Origin of the sequence: Pantoea sp. 1B4, from assembly GCF_016925765.1 — a bacterium.
Lineage (GTDB): Bacteria > Pseudomonadota > Gammaproteobacteria > Enterobacterales > Enterobacteriaceae > Pantoea > Pantoea agglomerans.
This window is the reverse complement of record NZ_JAEUWZ010000003.1, coordinates 35,725-53,571: the sequence shown is the minus strand read 5'-3', so window position 1 is coordinate 53,571 and position 17,847 is coordinate 35,725. Positions and strand designations below refer to the sequence as shown.

The 17,847-nt window shown below is 49.4% G+C and carries 15 protein-coding genes and 2 pseudogenes; 10 read left to right on the top strand and 7 right to left on the bottom strand.

From position 1 onward, the window contains the following. Positions 1–156 precede the first annotated feature (156 nt). From JNO11_RS19985 to JNO11_RS19945, 9 genes are all read left to right on the top strand, one after another. Entirely contained in the window at positions 157–1,494 is a 1,338-nt protein-coding gene (locus JNO11_RS19985; RefSeq protein WP_325177726.1) for a fimbrial biogenesis outer membrane usher protein, read from the top strand. After that, on the top strand, positions 1,454–2,617 hold the full coding sequence (locus tag JNO11_RS19980; protein ID WP_325177725.1) for a fimbria/pilus outer membrane usher protein: 1,164 nt from the start codon (positions 1,454–1,456) through the stop codon (positions 2,615–2,617). The genes JNO11_RS19985 and JNO11_RS19980 overlap by 41 nt, the downstream gene beginning before the upstream one ends. Before the next feature lie 12 nt (positions 2,618–2,629). Further along, on the top strand, positions 2,630–3,685 hold the full coding sequence (locus JNO11_RS19975; protein ID WP_325177724.1) for a fimbrial protein: 1,056 nt from the start codon (positions 2,630–2,632) through the stop codon (positions 3,683–3,685). A gap of 214 nt (positions 3,686–3,899) precedes the next feature. Continuing rightward, on the top strand, positions 3,900–4,409 hold the full coding sequence (locus tag JNO11_RS19970) for a response regulator transcription factor (protein WP_325177723.1): 510 nt from the start codon (positions 3,900–3,902) through the stop codon (positions 4,407–4,409). Between the two features lie 34 nt (positions 4,410–4,443). Then, entirely contained in the window at positions 4,444–5,766 is a 1,323-nt protein-coding gene (locus tag JNO11_RS19965; RefSeq protein ID WP_010256785.1) for a TolC family outer membrane protein, read from the top strand. A gap of 25 nt (positions 5,767–5,791) precedes the next feature. Continuing rightward, positions 5,792–6,067: a hypothetical protein gene (locus JNO11_RS19960; RefSeq protein WP_325177722.1), complete on the top strand. Its 276-nt coding sequence runs from the start codon at positions 5,792–5,794 to the stop codon at positions 6,065–6,067. A 145-nt stretch (positions 6,068–6,212) separates the two neighbouring features. Further along, complete coding sequence (locus tag JNO11_RS19955; RefSeq protein WP_241773197.1) at positions 6,213–7,052, top strand: HlyD family efflux transporter periplasmic adaptor subunit; 840 nt, start codon at positions 6,213–6,215, stop codon at positions 7,050–7,052. Positions 7,053–7,068: 16 nt separating this feature from the next. Continuing rightward, entirely contained in the window at positions 7,069–9,282 is a 2,214-nt protein-coding gene (locus JNO11_RS19950) for a peptidase domain-containing ABC transporter (RefSeq protein ID WP_325177721.1), read from the top strand. Further along, positions 9,246–9,629, top strand: a complete 384-nt coding sequence (locus JNO11_RS19945) for a DcrB-related protein (RefSeq protein ID WP_325177720.1) — start codon at positions 9,246–9,248, stop codon at positions 9,627–9,629. The genes JNO11_RS19950 and JNO11_RS19945 overlap by 37 nt, the downstream gene beginning before the upstream one ends. A 164-nt stretch (positions 9,630–9,793) precedes the next feature. Here the strand turns inward: JNO11_RS19945 and JNO11_RS19940 are convergent, their stop codons facing one another. The 7 genes and pseudogenes from JNO11_RS19940 to JNO11_RS19910 form a co-directional block, all read right to left on the bottom strand. Next, entirely contained in the window at positions 9,794–10,291 is a 498-nt protein-coding gene (locus JNO11_RS19940) for a FidL-like protein (RefSeq protein WP_033774010.1), read from the bottom strand. After that, on the bottom strand, positions 10,288–10,806 hold the full coding sequence (locus tag JNO11_RS19935) for a hypothetical protein (protein WP_325177719.1): 519 nt from the start codon (positions 10,804–10,806) through the stop codon (positions 10,288–10,290). The genes JNO11_RS19940 and JNO11_RS19935 overlap by 4 nt, the downstream gene beginning before the upstream one ends. After that, the gene (locus tag JNO11_RS19930; RefSeq protein ID WP_325177718.1) at positions 10,757–11,122 is read right to left on the bottom strand and encodes a winged helix-turn-helix domain-containing protein; all 366 of its coding nucleotides are present in this window, start codon (positions 11,120–11,122) and stop codon (positions 10,757–10,759) included. Before JNO11_RS19930 ends, JNO11_RS19935 begins: the two co-directional genes overlap by 50 nt. A gap of 200 nt (positions 11,123–11,322) precedes the next feature. Beyond that, positions 11,323–12,244 (bottom strand): annotated as a pseudogene (locus JNO11_RS19925) (substrate-binding domain-containing protein). A gap of 68 nt (positions 12,245–12,312) precedes the next feature. Continuing rightward, entirely contained in the window at positions 12,313–13,092 is a 780-nt protein-coding gene (locus JNO11_RS19920; protein WP_010256807.1) for a TIM barrel protein, read from the bottom strand. Then, entirely contained in the window at positions 13,092–14,105 is a 1,014-nt protein-coding gene (locus tag JNO11_RS19915; RefSeq protein WP_033774013.1) for a Gfo/Idh/MocA family oxidoreductase, read from the bottom strand. Before JNO11_RS19915 ends, JNO11_RS19920 begins: the two co-directional genes overlap by 1 nt. Next, positions 14,102–15,565: a sugar porter family MFS transporter gene (locus JNO11_RS19910; RefSeq protein WP_010256816.1), complete on the bottom strand. Its 1,464-nt coding sequence runs from the start codon at positions 15,563–15,565 to the stop codon at positions 14,102–14,104. The genes JNO11_RS19915 and JNO11_RS19910 overlap by 4 nt, the downstream gene beginning before the upstream one ends. Before the next feature lie 189 nt (positions 15,566–15,754). Between JNO11_RS19910 and JNO11_RS19905 the strand changes: the two are divergent. Continuing rightward, positions 15,755–17,714 (top strand): annotated as a pseudogene (locus JNO11_RS19905) (sigma 54-interacting transcriptional regulator). Positions 17,715–17,847 lie beyond the last annotated feature (133 nt).

Genomic DNA, 17,847 nt, shown 5'->3' with positions numbered 1-17,847 from the left:
TTGGTAACTCATCAGGGGTAATAATGATGGCAAGGATGATTAAAAATAATAAACCAACGGCAAAAATATTTTACCGATCTTTTCTGGCGCTTTTTTTTAACTGCATCAACAGGCGCCGCATTTGCAGAAAATTCGTATGATTTTGACGAATCATTTGTGAAGAATTTACCGGGCGTTAAAGTTGATGTGGCCCGCTATGCAACCGGTAACCCTATTGATCCTGGTACTTATACGCTGGATATTTTCCTGAATGGTCGTCAGATTGGTCGGGAAAATGTTCAGGTCATTCGTGAAGGGGCGGGAACCAAAGCGTGCCTTTCCTATGATCTGGTCAAAAGCTTGTCACTTAAGGACACAGTTTTTAGCCCGGGACAAGCTGAAAATTTGCGCTCTGGTAAACAGTGTATGGCGCTGGAGGAGGTGGTTAAAGAGAGTCATGCAGCTATCAATTCTGCCGATATGCAGATGGATATCTCAATTCCGCAAATTTATCTGTTGCGATCTGCGCGCGGCTACGTTGCGCCAGAATTCTGGGATAAGGGTGAAACAGCACTTACGCTAACCTATAACACCAACTATTATCGCTCTGTAAATCACGGTCAGCCATATGACTCATTTTATGGCCGTGCGCTGGCGGGCTTTAACCTTGGCGGATGGATGTTCCGTCACGATGGTTCTCTCAGCTGGCAACGTCAAAAAAACAACGAGTATCATCATTACGATGCAATTAATACCTATGTGCAGCGTGATATTCCGCAAATAAAATCACGGCTGTTATTAGGTGAAGGCAATACCAGTGGCGAAATTTTCGATACGCTTTCTTTTCGTGGTGCGCAAATATCTACAGTTGACCAGATGTGGCCAGACTCTCAGCGAGGCTATGCACCAGAAATCCGCGGCGTAGCCCGAACCAACGCTCAGGTAACTGTATCGCAAAATGGCAACAAAATTTATGAAACGACGGTTTCACCAGGCCCTTTTAATATCACCGATCTTTATCCTACAGGCTACGGTGGTGATTTAGACGTGACCGTGAAAGAAGCTGACGGCGGTGAGACCCGTTTCTCAGTTCCTTACGCAGCGATGACGCGTCTGAAACGTCCGGGCATGACTTTTTATAGTCTGACCGGTGGTGTATCCCGAAAAGACAATATGGTTTATACACCTTCGGTCTATCAGGGCACTATTCAGCATGGTTTTAGCAATAGTCTGACCGGTTACTCAGGTATTCTGGGATCAGATAACTACACCTCTGTGCTGTTGGGAGGTGCATTTGGTTTACCTGTTGGTGCGATCTCACTGGATATTACTGGGGCTCAGACAAAATATGGTGATGAGAAAAAGCAAGGTGTAAGTTATCGGGCAACTTATAGTAAGAAGGTTTCTCAGACTAACACGAATTTTACTCTGGCGGCTTACCGCTTCTCATCATCCGGTTATTACAGTTTTGATAATGCATTACAAATCAATAACTATTATAAAAAAAAATCATAAAAACAGTTCGTCAAATTATCTTTCGCGCCCCAAACAACGTTTTTCTATGACGGCAAGCCAAAATTTTGGGGAGTCATATGGGAATATCTATCTTACTGGTTTCGTTCAGAATTACTGGGATTCTGCCGGAACAAATACGCAATTTCAGCTGGGTTACAATAATACAATTGGTCGGGTCTCCTATACTTTATCAGCAAACCGATTATTATATTCAACCGGCGGGCATGACACTCAACTGTCACTCGACTTCTCGGTGCCAATTGGTAGCGATAGTCAAAGTTATGTAACCGGAAGTGCGACACATAATAAACAAGGTGTGAATGCACAAACAGCAGTTAATGGTGTTCTGGGTGAACATGACCAATATAACTATAACGTTGGAATAGCGCGCGATACTGATAATGAGAAGTCCGGTTCAGTTAGTGGGCAGTACCGTTCGCCCTACAGTATGCTGACGGCGTCTTATACTAAAGGGGAAAACTATTATTCTGCCTCGGGTGGTATCAGCGGTGCGGTAGTCGCTTTACCTGGTAGCATTAATTTCAGCGCTTATCAGTCTACGACTTATGCTGTTGTTACCGCAGAAGATGCAGAGGGCGCGCGTGTACTCGGCTATCCCAATATTGTGTTAAACGGCAGCGGCAAAGCTATTGTGCCAAACCTTAACCCGTACCGGATAAACGAACTGGCCATCGACCCAAAAGGAATTCCACTGGATGTTGAGCTTGAATCAACTCAGCAGCGCGTTATTCCTGTTGAGGGTGCAGTCGTCAGACTTGATTATAAAACCAGCAAAGGAAAGCCACTGTTAATTCGGGCTAATCAGCCGAACGGAAATGCCTTGCCATTTGGTGCAACGGTTAATGATGAAGACGGTAACCTTATCACCACTGTTTCACAGGGTGGTCAGATTTATGTGAGGTTAAATAAAGATGTCAGCCGCCTGCATATTTCCTGGGGTAAAGCAGCCAGTGATAAGTGTCTGGTTAACCTGGAGTCTGGTGTTGTTAATTCCAGTGAAAACAACACCCTTGCAAGGCTCACAACAACATGCAGCAGCGATCAATCAAAACCTGTTCGCTACGTGTCTAACGGCGAAATGAACAAAGATAATCAGGGTTAATCGGGTGACATTATGATGTTTATTAACTTTAGAAGGACACTGACCAGAATAGTCAGCATCATGACTATGATATCTGGTTTCGTCATGCTAGCACCAATTAATGCGAACGCGGCAGATGATGTCACACTGACGTGCAAAAAATCTCTTTCTGATGCGGTATTAGATTTCCGCTCACTGGGGATAAACATTTCGGCAGCTGTTCCGGTTGGCACGGTCGTTTATAGTGGCAATTTAACAGTCACGTTCAAATGTGCCCTGGATAATCTGCAACAGTTTTTAGATGGATTAACAGCAGAGGTTTACTTAAAGCGTAAAACAATAGCTGAAGATGCACTTGGTTATGGATTGACCATTTATACTGGTTACGGTGGTGAAATGTCCACCGACGCTGCAAATATTCCTACCGGCAACAAGATCGCTACTTACGCGTTAACCAGCGGCGGTACAGTCGGTGCTTATACTGATGTCACATTGAATGTGCCTTTTCAGATTGTGCGGACGTCAAACTCGATGGCTGGCCCCAATTTGCTTCCGGACTATGTCAACGTATTTGATGTAGGCTCATTGGTACCAGGAAATGACCTGAAACTTTATGTCAGATATATTAAAAGCGGCATCACTGTGAGGGATCAAACCTGCTCAGCAGCAGGCGATGTTAACCCGAGGGTGTCATTAGGGAGTTACACAGCGAATACCAGCAGTGGTTTGGGTTCCGGTATTGGACAAACCAGCCCATCTACCGCTTTTAATCTTCAGCTTAACTGTGAGGCACTTCTTTCAGGTACCTTTGACGTTATGATGCAGTTGGATGGGGATGCAGCTGATGGGCTATCGGATGTCGGCGTAGTTTCTCTGAATTCGACCTCAACTGCCAGCGGAGTGGGTGTTCAGATTCTGAATGAAAGTCAGCAACCTGTTGCACTGGCAGCACCATACAGAGTTGCAGCTTATCCACTGTCGTCTGAATTAATAACAGTGCCCTTATATGCACGTTATTACCAGACTGCTGCCACAATAACCCCTGGTAGTGCTAACGCAGTTGCTACCTATACCATTAGTTATCAGTAACCATATGGGCTCTGCGGAGCCCTTTACCAGACTTTATAAACTGAGAAAGGATTTTATCAGTGGATAGACTATTTAAGGAAAGGAGGTTTAAAGTTGGTGTCTCTGATGAGAGTCCTTTTATTTTTTTATTCAATACAAAAAATACTCTCAACAGGATTTCACAACCTGGACATTGCAGCATACCCGGTAGAAGCAGAGAATCTTTTTTGTAAAAATGAATAGCGATACTCCTGATATATTAATTACTGATTTTTGCTTTAACTTTGAACGTAATGATTTGAACGGCGTTAGAAAACTAGAAGAAATTTACAACCATAATGCTAACCTTAAAATCATTATCTTTACGGCACAGAATAGCCCGGCCATTTTGAAAAGAATATTGCAAATTCCGGTAAATGCAATAGTGAGCAAACGTGATGATATACGGGATCTGGTAGAAGCTTTGCACTGGGTTTGCTCATCGAATTCTGAAATATTTTATTCAGAAAAGATGAAAGATCTGGCGTATTCTGCTTCAGAGGAGCCCGCACAGACTCTTTTATCACCCGCAGAAGTTGAAGTAATCAGACTTTTTGCTATCGGGTACAGTTTAATGGAGATAGCTAAAGCACGTAAACGTAGTATCAGTACGGTTGCAACGCAGAAATATAACGCCATGCGTAAACTTCAGCTGCAGTCTAATACTGATTTAATTAAATATGTCTTTGCCCAGCAACTCATATAATTTCGGGCTTAATTTTTAAGAAACAGCGAGCATCATGAAATTTTATAATTTTAAAATTGCATTTATTGTACTGTCCTGCGTGCCATTTGGATCTTATGCGACCAGCTTACAGCAGGCTGCCCGAGCCGCATTAACCTATGACTCTGCATTGCAATCCAGCCAGATGACCAGTGAAGCCGATCAGCAAAAATACTGGCAGGGTATGGCCGGAATGTTGCCCACATTGACGCTCGAAGGAAACTGGGATCGTCAGGAACAACCGGATAAAAAATATCAAAGTGGTGTAACAAATCACAGTTACGATCTCAGTGTCAGACAACCCCTGTTTGATATGAGTAAATATGCTGGCTGGCGTAAAGGCGTTGCTATTGCCAATACCGCTGAAGCCCAGTCAAAAAAAGCTGAAGAAAAGTTATTAAATGCGATCAGTAATGCCTACTTTTCGGTGCTCTATCAGCAGGAAGTTTTACAGGCTGCGAAAGCTGCCAGTCACAACTTCAAACAACAGCAGCAAAAACTGCAGGCCGGTATTCTGAATGGACAAAACACTCGTACAGAGCTGGATGAAGCTAAGGCCAATTACGCTCTTGCTCAGGCCAAAGAAATAGAGGCGAGTAGTCAGTTATTGCTGGCTGGAGAAGCATTTCGTCGCTTATCAGGTGTCAGCCCGGACACTGTCGAGCCGGTAAACTTTCAGTGCCTTAACGCTTCGCCCTACGCTTCTTTAACTGATGCGATTAATGCCAGCCAGCAACGTAACACTGAAATCAAAATTGCCCTGTTTCAGAATGATCAGGCCGATGCTGATGTATTGGCTGCAGATGGCGCACATATGCCTGTCGTGTCACTTTACGCCAGATATGGCAAAAACTGGAGCCGTAACGATAACGACGATAATTTACTTTATGATGCTATTTTTGGCACTAACTCTAAAAGTAATAATCTGCAGTATGGCGTTAACGTTTCTATTCCATTATTCGCGGGTGGCAGCCAGATTTCACAATCTTATGAAGCAGCCTATCGCCGTCAGGCAGCGAAATATTCCACCATGGAAGCACAACGCAAAGCGGCTACAGATACACGTTCAGCATGGCTTAGTCTTACGAATGGAAAAGCGTTAATCAACGCGCAGAAAAATGCCGTCGAGTCTTCACGCGAAAAAGTGGTGTCTGTTCAATATGGCAGGGAAATGGGTTTCCGTACGGTAAATGATGAGCTTGATGCCCAGCAAAAATATTTTAGTGCGCTTAAAGATCAGGCTGAAGCTCGCTTCAATTACCTGAACGCCCTCATTAATCTGGCACAAAGTACCGGATCACTATCAATCGACATGCTGAATTTTTTTCAGTGCCGTTAATCCCTTACTCATGATGATTATATAAATGGAACAGTCACTATTCCGTCAGGAGGCACTTGATGCAGCCAACCGTGGAAACCTGGGCATTGTGGCACTCTATTGCCCACCTTATCGCTGGTTAGTTATTTCCGTTGTAGTGCTGATCACTGCCGCGACAGCGCTGTTTTTTATATTTGGCAGCTATACAAAATATGAATCCTCTACCGGAGAACTGCTGCCTAAAAATGGCATGCTGATCATTCCGCCCCCCCGTAAGCGCTACGGTGGTCGATATTCCGGTAAAAGAGGGCCAGCATGTTGAAAAAGACGATGTGCTTATGGTGTTGTCATCAGAGGTTTCAACACAGTTAGGTCAGACTCGTCAGGTTATTGCCGAGAATCTGAAAGGCCAGCGTGAAAGGCTTCAGCAGGATCTGGTGACGCTTGAAAAGCTTCATCAGGTTGAAATGAAGGGCCTGACCGACGCTATCGCCAGTCTGAAACTGCAGCAGGAGCAGTTGAAGCTGCAACTGACACACCGTCGGAAACAGGTTTCCCTGGCGAAAATGCAGTTGGACAAGCTGGAAGCCATGCACAACGAAGGGTATGCCTCAAGCCGTCAGATGGAAGAGCAGGAGTCTAATCTGCTCGATAGCCAGGCGCGCTACCAGGAATATCAACGTCAGCTGTTGGACATCTCGCAAAAAATTGTTCAGACCGAGCAACAGCTGCATGAAAAACCGCTGGATGACGAGAAAAAGCGTAACGATATCGAGCGCCAACTGGCTGATAACCGTCAGTCGATGGCTGAAAATGAAGCGCGCCGCTCGTTTGAATTACGTGCGCCTAAAAGCGGGTATGTCGGCATGATTATGGTCAAAAATGGACAGATGCTCACCGCCGGTCAGTCAGCCATAGCAGTTTTGCCAAGCAATACTGAACTGGTCGCCCGCATCATGGTAAACACGCAGTCCATTGGTTTTATCCAACCGGGACAGCGGGTGGTGCTGCGCTATAAAGCGTTTCCTTATCAAAAGTTTGGTCAACAGTATGGAAAAGTTATCGAGGTTTCACGCACCGCTCTGTCTCCTCAGGAAGTCACTACGTTAACCGGCAAAAACAATATTCAGGAACAGCAGTACCGCGTGCTGGTCTCCCTGGACAAACAATCAATTACTGCTTATGCGCAGAATGAAAAACTCAAGCCGGGTATGGCGCTGGATGCTGATTTTATCGTCGACAAACGTCGTCTTTATGAATGGGTGCTGGAGCCAATTTTTGCGCTTGGACACAAAATCTCTCTCTGATTAAAAGGTCTGTTCTGTGTTGTTATTAGAGAAACTCAATTTTAAATGGTTTAACCGCCTGCCGATGATTCGTCAGTCACAGGCGACGGAATGTGGTCTTGCTTGTCTGGGGATGATTGCCAATTATCACGGTCATGAAATCGACATGATCACCCTGCGTCGCAGGTTCGCAACGTCGCTTAAGGGCGCAACACTTAGTGATGTCATTGCCATGGCACAACAACTCAATATGAGTTCCCGTGCGTTACGCGTTGATATGGAAGAGCTGTCTAAATTACGCATGCCCTGCATTCTGCACTGGGAATTGAACCATTTCGTTGTGCTAAAAAAAGTGCGCGGCAATAAGATCACGCTTCACGATCCTGCACGCGGCATTCGTGAACTGACATTTAAAGAAGCATCACCGGCGTTCACCGGCGTTGCACTGGAGCTGGTTCCCTCCTCCACTTTTGAGGTCAAAAAAGAAAAAGAAAGCATCTCGATGATGAAGCTGGTGGGCAGTGTGACAGGGGTGAAATCTGCCTTTGCCCAGGTGCTTATCCTGTCCATCGCTCTGGAGCTTTTCGGCGTACTCTCCCCCTTCTTTATGCAGTGGGTGATGGATATGGTGCTGGTCTCCGCAGATTACTCACTACTCTCCTTGCTCGGGATCGGCTTTATCATGATTGCGTTGTTTCAGACCATGATTACAGCGCTGCGCTCATGGGTGATGAGCTGGTTCTCAAGCCAGCTCAGCGTGCAGTGGACGGTCAATGTCTGTCACCATATGTTAAAGCTGCCACTTGAATGGTTCGAATCCCGTCACGTTGGTGACATTCTGTCCCGCTATGGCTCGCTGAACACCATCCAAAGTACGCTGACCAGCCGCTTCATTAGTACTGTGCTGGATGGGATAATGTCGATCGTGACAGTAGTGATGCTGTTTATCTATAACGCTAAGCTTGCCTGGCTGGTAATTGGCCTTTTTGTCGCCTATGCACTGTTACGCTTCATGGCTTATGATCCTGTTCGCCGCGCCAACGAAGAGCAAATCATCAGTTCAGCCCGCACGCAATCTTCATTACTGGAAACGCTTCGCGGTATCCAGGCGGTAAAAACCAATAACAAGCAGGTGCCTCGTCTCTCCGCCTACATGAATTTCCTGGTGGATACGACCAACAAAGGCATTGTGATTCAGAAGCTTAATATTTTGTTTGGTTCCGCCCAGGGATTGCTCACTTCTGTAGGCAGGGTCGTACTGGTCTGGCTGGCTGCGCTGCAAGTACTGGATGGCAACTTCTCTGCAGGTATGCTTACCGCCTTTATTAGCTTCTCAGATCAGTTTATGAGCCGCGGTGCAGGTCTGATCAACGCCGTAATCGACTTCAGAATGCTGCGTATGCATGGTGAACGACTGGCCGATATCGTGTTGTCAGAAACTGAAGTCAGCTCAGAAGCCAGTCCGGTACTGGTGAGTAAAGATACGCATGATGAGACAGAAACGCCGCAGGATATCGAACTAACGGATATCCGCTTCCGCTATGCACCTACCGAACCCTGGGTAGTAAATGGTGCCAGTCTGGAAATTAAGGCTGGCGAAAGCGTTGCGATTGTCGGCCCTTCAGGTCAGGGAAAGACCACCATGGCCAAAATCATTCTGGGTCTGCTGCACCCGGAAGGTGGAACAATCACCGTGGGCGGAATGGACATTACCCAGACAGGACTTGAACACCATCGTAACCGTATCGGCTGTGTTATGCAGGATGACATCCTGTTCTCAGGCTCGATCAGTGAAAATATTAGCTTCTTTGATAATAATCCTGACCACGCAAAAATTACCCGTGTAGCACGCCTGGCGCAAATTCACGGCGATATCATGAAAATGCCGATGAACTATCAAAGCCTTGTCGGTGATATGGGATCGTTTCTCTCTGGCGGGCAACTGCAGCGTATTCTGCTAGCTCGCGCCCTCTACCGCGAACCAAAAATACTGGTACTGGACGAAGCAACCAGTCATCTGGATATCTATAACGAAGCGCAGATCAACAATGCAATAAAGCAAATGAAAATCACCCGAATCATGATTGCACATCGCCCGGAAACCATAAGAAGTGCAGATAAAATCGTCCTGTTAAATAACGGTACGCTCAGTGAAGTTACCGCAGAGCAGTTATTTGGCCAGACAGAAAAAACTAAAAAAAATGGAGATTACACATGGATAAAAATATTTGCCGGTTTAGCGAAGGTATGATTACTTTACCGGAAGGCTACTGCGAGCGAACCCTGAACACGCTGGCGGATCCCCGTTCAGCGATGCCACCCGTCACTATTTCTCGTGATAAACTGGCCAATCACAACAATCCAGAAGAATATATCAGCAGCCAGCTCGCTATTCTGCAGAGACAAATGAAAGACTGGCAACAGCAAGAAAATCAACCCGTGGTGTTGGGCGATAATCTGAGCACAGGCATCATGATTACTTATGATTTTCTGCGCCCGGATAATATCCGGCTTTATCAAAAACAGGCGATTTTCACCTTAAACCTGGAGGATGTATTAATTTTCTCTTTGTCAAAGGCTGCCCCCCCTGACCGATGAAGAAATTCAGCTGTTTAATAATATCCTGAAGAGTTTCCAGAGCTGGCCCTGATGCTTTTCCTCAGCAAAGCCTGACGACATAACGTTAAAAGAAAAACCGGGCAGGATAAACCCTTCCCGGTTTCATGCATTCTGAACACCGCTAAATTAGCCGTTTACAGAGCTTAGTAACGCTGGCAGGTAAAGAGATAGGAGATCGGCCCACCGATAATATAGGTATTTTTATCAATCTTATCGACATCCAACTGCAGATGCGTTGGATCCAGCGTGATCTCTGCTAACAACTTATTAAAGATGACATCAGGAGTAGTATCAGTATTCGAAGTGACAACTTTGCTGATCTGATACCGGTAAGTATCATCGGAAATTTTAGCGCCATTGATTAATGCAACCCTTCTGTTAAGAATAGTAACACCGTCATTGCTCGTTGCCTGCCCATTCAGCAAAAGATAGCCTGAATCCTTTTTATCAAAACGTAAATCCTGGGCAACAGCGAACTCAATTCGTTTATCATCATTACGACTGAGATCGTAACGGCTAAACGCTGAGCATCGAAAAGGAAAATCTTTGGCCTGATGTGTTAAGTAATAAACCCCTGCAAAAGTCACCATTAATAGCGCAGCCAGCATGAAGATAATATTAACACCAATGCTCCGCTTCATCCCATTCTCCAGTCAAGATAATAAAAATTGTCGCATGAGATGATATGACCATCGCTATTAATTTTACACGATGAAAGAATCGTTCTTCCGAAATTCTTAGTAGTAAAAGATGTGTTTTTATCAAAAATAATCCGGTGACCCGCATCGCAGGTTTGATTATTTTCCCTTAGAATTTGCACTATTTGCTTACCCAATGCCTGTCGTTCAACCTCATCCAGACCCTGCAATAATACTGCTTCGCAGCCACCTTCAAGTTTAATGGCACTCATTGGAATAATTTGCTCGTCAGGACGCGATACCGTGAAATACCAGAGCACCATGCCCAGCAATATCAGAGCAACAGAAGCAAACCAGTATCGCCGGGTGACGTTAACGGACGTAGCTGGCAGCTGATTACCGGGCGGAGTGGCAGGCAGAACAACGTTTTCAGCAGACCCTTCAGTTATACTTCCTTCCGATATGTCATCAGTTAAAACCTCCGTCCCCCCCCATGACCGGGGCTGATTGACGTTCAATTTTAATATCGGTATTCAGGCGTATACCAATTTTCGGGATGGTGATAATCAGATTTTCACAACCATAAGCCGCGAGTGCCCTGCGCACAATACTCAGATATTGATTCAGATTACTATTCGATCCACGCAGGCCATATTTATCCCAGACCTCGGTCAGCAACGTATCACGCGCCAGTATTTCTCCCCCGGAATTCAGTAACTGCTCAAAAAGCCGACCTGAAGAAATACTGAGGCTCAGCGACTCCTGAGTAGGAATGTGGCTAAGCGTGCAGTCATCAGAATTGTAAGAAACCTGATCATCGATTATGTAAATCATTAAGAAATCACTGAATTTCCGCTCATTTATCGACAGTATAATTCAGCTTATATGAAGAAGCACTACAGACGCGTTAATCAGGCGATTAAGGAAATTTTTACAGATTAGCCAGCAGAACGGGCCGGGCAGAGTCCGCCCCTGCCCGGCAGCTGGTTAATAATTTAAGAAACGACAAAGAATCATAAGGTTAGCGGCGATTTTTATGGCTGATTAGCGGCAGCAAACTCCGCATAATTACTTTGAGTAATGATTTTATAGGGGATCCAGTTCAGTGATTCGACTTTCTGTTTATCCAGTAACGCTTTCACGACTTTCACAGCGCCTGTCGCCTGCTCTTTCGCATCCTGGAAAATAGTCAGCGTCATCTTTCCATTTTTGACGAACTGCTGACCATCAGGCGTGCCATCGATCCCGGCAACCAGAATGTGGCTGTTTTTCGCCTGATTCAGCGCCATAATAGCCCCGATAGCCATTTCATCATTATTGGCGGCGATTGCATCGATCGGTCGCTGATTAAGCAGCCAGCCCGAAACTACGTCTACCGCTTCATTACGCTGCCAGCGTGCAGTCTGTTTTTCGATTACCGCCATTTGCTTATATTTAGCGATCACCGCTTCAACGGCACGCGTCCGTTCCCGCGCTTCTTCATTTGATAATGCGCCCATTAAAATGGCGACATTGCCCCGATAGTTCATCTGTTTTGCCAGCGCTTCCATCTGCATCTCACCCCCCCAGGGCAGAGTCAGAACCGACATAGGCCATACTGGACGGTAATTTCACTTCCGGTTTACGGTTAACAAACACCAGCGGAATGCCCGCCGCTTCTGCCGCTTTCACCATCGGCAGTACGCCCTGTGTATCGACCGGGTTGAGAATAATGGCATCCACGCCCTGATTGATAAAGTCTTCAACCTGCTGTACCTGAAGAGCTACATCCCCTTTGGCATCGACGAACTGCCCATCCATTTTCAGCGCTTTTATCTCATCCACCATCTGCGTCCGCAGAATCGATACGAAGTTAAGATCGAAATTAGCCAGTGCGACACCAATTTTAGGTGTTTTAGCCCAGGCGGTAACGCTGATCATCAGGCTGAGCAGCAGTGCTAACATTTTGGTTTTCATCGCGTAATCCTGTAGGGTTTATTATTGATAGAACCGCCGGGCAACAGGCAAATACCCGGCGGCAGAGCTCACAACGTAAAGTGATCGCGGAACTGTGCCAGGGCTGTTTCGCTGTCGCCTTCGGCCCAGCCCTCCAGCGCAACGACGCCGCAATAGCCGACCTGCTCCAGCGCACGGGCAATGGCGCGATAGTTAATTTCCCCGGTGCCAGGCTGCATGCGCCCCGGCACATCAGCCACCTGGATTTCACCGATAGCGGGGCCGCAGCGTCGTATCAGCTCTATCAGGTTGCCCTCTCCAATCTGGGCGTGATAGAGGTCCAGATTCATCTTCAGTGCCGGGCTGTTGACCGCTTCGACCAGCGCCAGCGTATCGGCAGCCCGTGCGAACGGCGTACCCGGATGATCAACTGCCAGATTCAGGTTTTCGAGAGTAAATACCCGCCCGGCCTGCTCGCCGAGCGCAGCGACACGCCGCAGGGTGTCGGCCGCTTTAAGCCACATCTCACCGGTAACCACCTCAACCGGACGAACCGCCTGGCCGTGAGCATCCAGCCCGGTGCCATGCAGATTCAGGCTCGGGCAGTTCAGACGATCTGCAATCGCCAGTGAGGTTTCTGCGCTATGCAGCAACTCTGCAATCTCATCATCATCAGTCAGGTTACCGTTGAGGTAGCCGGTCATGGAGGTAAAACGCGCACCTGTCGCCACCAACGCGTCGATATCTTTGTTGGCCCAGTTCCAGATCTCCACGCCAAATCCCAGCGCATGAATCCGCTCAACACGCGCGATAAAAGGCAGTTCGAGAAACACCATCTCCGCACAGACTGAAAGCTGATAACCGGCCATTAGCGTTCTCCCAACAGAATGGGTTTGCGTTGCTGCACCGATTCAATACAGGCCAGCGCAATTTCCAGCGCGTTACGCGCATCAGTGCCAGTAGCGCGCGGCGTGTCACCGTGCAGAATCGCGCGGGCGAATTCTGCCATTTCAGCAACATAGGCCTCACGCAGCAGATCGGTATCCATTCGAGACGTTGCGATGGCAATACCCTCGGCGTGATAGCGCACACAGTTGTCCTGATTGATGTTGCCAGCCTGCAGCATACCTTTACTGCCAAAGACCTCACCGCGAACGTCATAACCGTAAACTGCCTGGAAGTTGGCTTCCGCAGTGGCAATGGCACCGTTATCAAAGCGGATGGTCACCACCGCGGTATCAAGTAATCCCTTATCTTTAAAATCGGGACGCACCAGCGCATCAGCCAGCGCATAGACCTCAACCGGCCGGGAACCCGGATTGAAGTGCAGCAGGGTGTCGAAGTCATGGATTAAGGTTTCAAGGAAGATGGTCCACTGCGGGATCGGGGCCGGATCGCGCAGGCCAGGGTCGCGTGTCACCGAACGGCTTAGCTGGGTGGTGCCATTGGTGCCTGCTCTGACAGCTTCAATAGCTGCGGCGAAGCCTGCACTGAATCGACGATTGAAGCCGACCTGCAACACAACGCCCGCATCCTGTGCGGCGGCAATAGCCCGATCTGCCTCATCCAGCGTTACCGCCATCGGTTTTTCGCAGAACACGTGTTTGCCAGCCCGGGCTGCAGCGATCACCAGTTCGGCGTGAGTGCGAGCCGGCGTAGCAATAGCAACGGCATCGATTTCGCTGTCATTGAGTAACGCCTGGATATCGGTATAGTCTTTCTCCACCCCCAGCCGGTCTGCCAGTTGCTGCGCTGCGCCGGGTTGTAGGTCGGCGACCGCTGTCAGCCGTGCCCCAGGCACCCGCAGCGCCAGATTCTCTGCATGAAAACTGCCCATGCGGCCAGCACCGATCAATCCCACTCGTACTGTTTTAAGGTTCATAACTGCTCCTGTTTTTTGTTGTCAGCCCAGTCAGGCTGAATAGGGTGTCCGGATGTCGCCTGCGCTTTGGCGGCAAAACGACGGGATTTTGAAAGCATCAGCGGCTCGATGTGCTCCAGTGAGATGCCTCGGGTTTCAGGCAGAAAACGTTTTACAAACCAGAAGGCCACCAGGCAACCAGCGGCGCAGAGCATCAGTGGAAAAGCACCATGGAAGTGATCCATCAGCAAACGGCTACGGTTCATCATCGGGAAAGTCTGAGTAACGATGAAATTGGCGAGATACATCGAAGAAAAGGCGTAGCCCATCGCGACGGCACGAATCCGGTTGGGAAATATTTCAGAGATCAGTAGCCAGGCACCCAGACTCCATGACATACCAAAAATCAGTACGAACGCCACCAGGCCCACGACCGGCAGCAGGCCACCGATCTGCGCTATAAAGGCCCAGGCCGTAATCACCAGGCTGACAGCGCAACCCAGCGCTCCCCAGCGCAGCAGACGCGTCCGTCCCCAGCGATCCACTGCGTTCAGACAAAACGCTACTCCGACCAGCAGCGCCAGTCCGAGGAAAATGCTGTGATAGAGGGAGGTCTGTGTATCCGGTGAGATGTTCTGCAGCAGCGACGGTGCGTAATACAGCAGGATGTTGATGCCCGAAACCTGCTGCAGAATTGCAATCGCGCAGCCGATCAACAGGATGTAACGCATTCTGGCGTCGCGGAGCAGACGGGTTCCCTGCTGACGGGTAACAGAATCCGCGTCCGGCGCACTGATTTCTGCCAGCAGACGCCGCGCATGTTCAGGCGTCGAAAGCCGGGTCAGCACTGCCAGCGCGCGTTCACGCTTGCCGTTTAACGCCAGCCAGCGTGGTGATTCCGGCATAAAGGGCACCAGTGCCAGAAACAGCAGGCAAGGCACCACACCCGACGCCAGCATCCAGCGCCAGCCTTCACTGACTATCCAGGCATGGGGCATACCGCGTGCAATCAGGTAATTCACCACATAGACCGTGACCTGACCGCCAACCATCAGCATCTGCTGCAGCCCAAGCATGCGCCCTCGCCAGTCCTTAGGTGAGACCTCTGCGATATAGAGCGGCGTAATTGCCGACGCCATCCCGACCGCCAGGCCACCCACCAGTCGGTAAATCACAAAACCGGTTAGTGAATCTGCCAGCGCAGAACCCACCGCAGACACGGCAAACAACAGCGCGGTGATCACCAGTGTAGGTTTACGCCCGATCCGATCTGAGATCGCGCCGACACAGCCAGCGCCGACGATACAGCCGAGAATGACATTTGAAACAGCCCATCCACTTTGCCACGGCGTTAGCGCAAGGTGTTCCGTTAATGGCTCAATAACGCCGGAAATCACTGAGGCGTCATAACCGAGGATCACCCCGCTCAATGAGGCGATGGAACAGATGAACAGCAACAACTTCAGATTATGTTTACGCATAACACCTTAACTTTCCCATTGTTTTTGACAGGTGAGAGTTAATGTCAGCGTTGCAAAGTGGATGCCAGTTTTAAAGCGGGCTTTTATGTGAACGCGCTCGCAGATGACGCGTCCTGATTGAAAATAAAATTTACATGTCAACTTAACATGTCATTAAAATGGACATTCCATCGACCACGGGAGAGTGAAATGCAATCTCTGCATGATTTGCTGCCTAATAAAGAAGAGAGCGATGCCATATTCAGCCTGCCGGAAGGCGGTGATGCGGCACAGTGGGAAGCTCGGTTTGCCCGGGGCTGGCAGGCATTTAGCCAGGGTGAACAGCCGCACTGGATCCGCCGCAGTATTTTGCAGTCATGGAACCGCTCGCACGAACATGGCATCGATCCGGTATCTTTTGAGTACAGTGCCTCCGATCCAACGGAGCTGGCCGCCGTTCTGCGCCATAACAGTGAGCTGATTACTGTGGCGCATAGCGTGATGGAGAACCTGCTGGCTTACAATCCCGACGGTCATATCAATCTTACAGATGCGCAAGGCATTGTACTGAGTTTTTGCGGCAGCGACCTGACTCCGGTCGGCAGCATCCTGCGTGAGGAGGTGCTCGGCACCAACTGCACCGCGCGCTGCCTGCGAGAGCAGCGGCTGGTCTATGTACTCAGCGGAGAAAACTGGAAAATCGCGCTGCGTGAACGTAACCGGCAGTGCGCTGCAGCTCCTATCCGTGATGCCAGCGGTCGTATGACTGGCGTACTGACGCTGACCGCCACGCCTGACAATTTCAGTGCCCATACGCTGGGCACCGTGCAGGCTGCCGCAGAGGCAATTGGCCAGCAACTCACCTTACGCCGTCTGCTGGCCGAGCAGCAGTCGATACTGGAGACCCTGAATGAGGGCGTTGTGGTCTGCGACCGCGACGGACGCATCAAAACCCTGAATCGCTACGCTCGTCAGATCTTTGCCGGTATTGATACCGACAACGCCCTGATTGATCAGGTGCTGCAGCCCCAGTCCGGTTCATTGCTCACACTGCCCTGCTGTAATGACCGCGAGATGGTGTTCCGCCCCGATGGCAGACCCAGTGTTTCATGCCTGGTCTCGCTGATGCCGGCACCGGACGGCGGTCGCATCCTGTCGCTGCGGGAAAATCAGCGCATCCGTGCCATTACCCGTCGTGTGCTTGGCGTCAGCGCCAGCTATACCTTTGAGATGATTCGTGGTCAGGCACCCACGCTGCAGAAGGCTCTTCAGGATGCCCGCGCCAGCAGTCGCAGTGACAGTACCGTTCTGCTAACCGGTGAAAGCGGAACCGGTAAAGAGCTGTTTGCTCAGGCGATCCACAATGCCAGCAGCCGGGCGCATGAGTCCTTTGTCGCGGTTAACTGCGGCGCACTGCCGCGTGACCTGGTGCAGAGTGAGCTATTCGGCTACGTCGATGGCGCGTTCACCGGCTCACGGCGCGGCGGTTCGGCAGGTAAATTTGAGCTGGCCGACGGTGGCACGCTGTTTCTGGATGAGATTGGCGAGATGCCACTGGAGGCACAGACCAGCCTGCTGCGCGTGCTGCAGGAGAGTGAGGTGCTGCGCATCGGAGCGGCGCATCCGCTGAAAGTGGATGTCCGCATCGTGGCGGCAACCCATTGCGATCTGCTCAGTGCAGTGGAACAGGGTGCTTTCCGCCGTGACCTGTTCTATCGCCTCAATGTTATCTCCCTGACCATCCCTGCCCTGCGTGAACGCCAGAGCGACATTCCTGATCTGGTGAATACCTTCATTCACGCCCTGTGTCAGCGGCTGAATAAAACGCCTCCGCAGGTGAGCATTGAAGCAATGAACGCCCTGCAGGCATGGCACTGGCCCGGCAACGTGCGCGAGTTGGAAAATCTGGTCGAGCGGATCGTTAATCTTTGCCAGAGCAGCATCATCGACCTTGCCGATTTGCCGCCAGCGATGGTGACGCGCGCAGCCGAAAACAGACCAGCGGCCAGCAGCCTGTTGCAGGATAATGAACGAGCCTGCATCCTGCAGACCCTTCGCGCGCAGGGGGGGTAATCTGCGGCAGTCCGCTAAGCTGCTGGGCATTTCTCGCACGGCGCTCTATAACAAGCTCAATCAGTGGAATATCTCTATAGATACGCTGCGCCAATAACCGGCTGGTGGCACTCAGCAACACCAGCATACATTCAGCCCGTTCAAAATATGGCTTTTGATCGCAACAGGGCCTAAAATGTGACCACCCCTAACAGTGGTCACTGAATTTTTTCACCCACCTTTGATCTGCC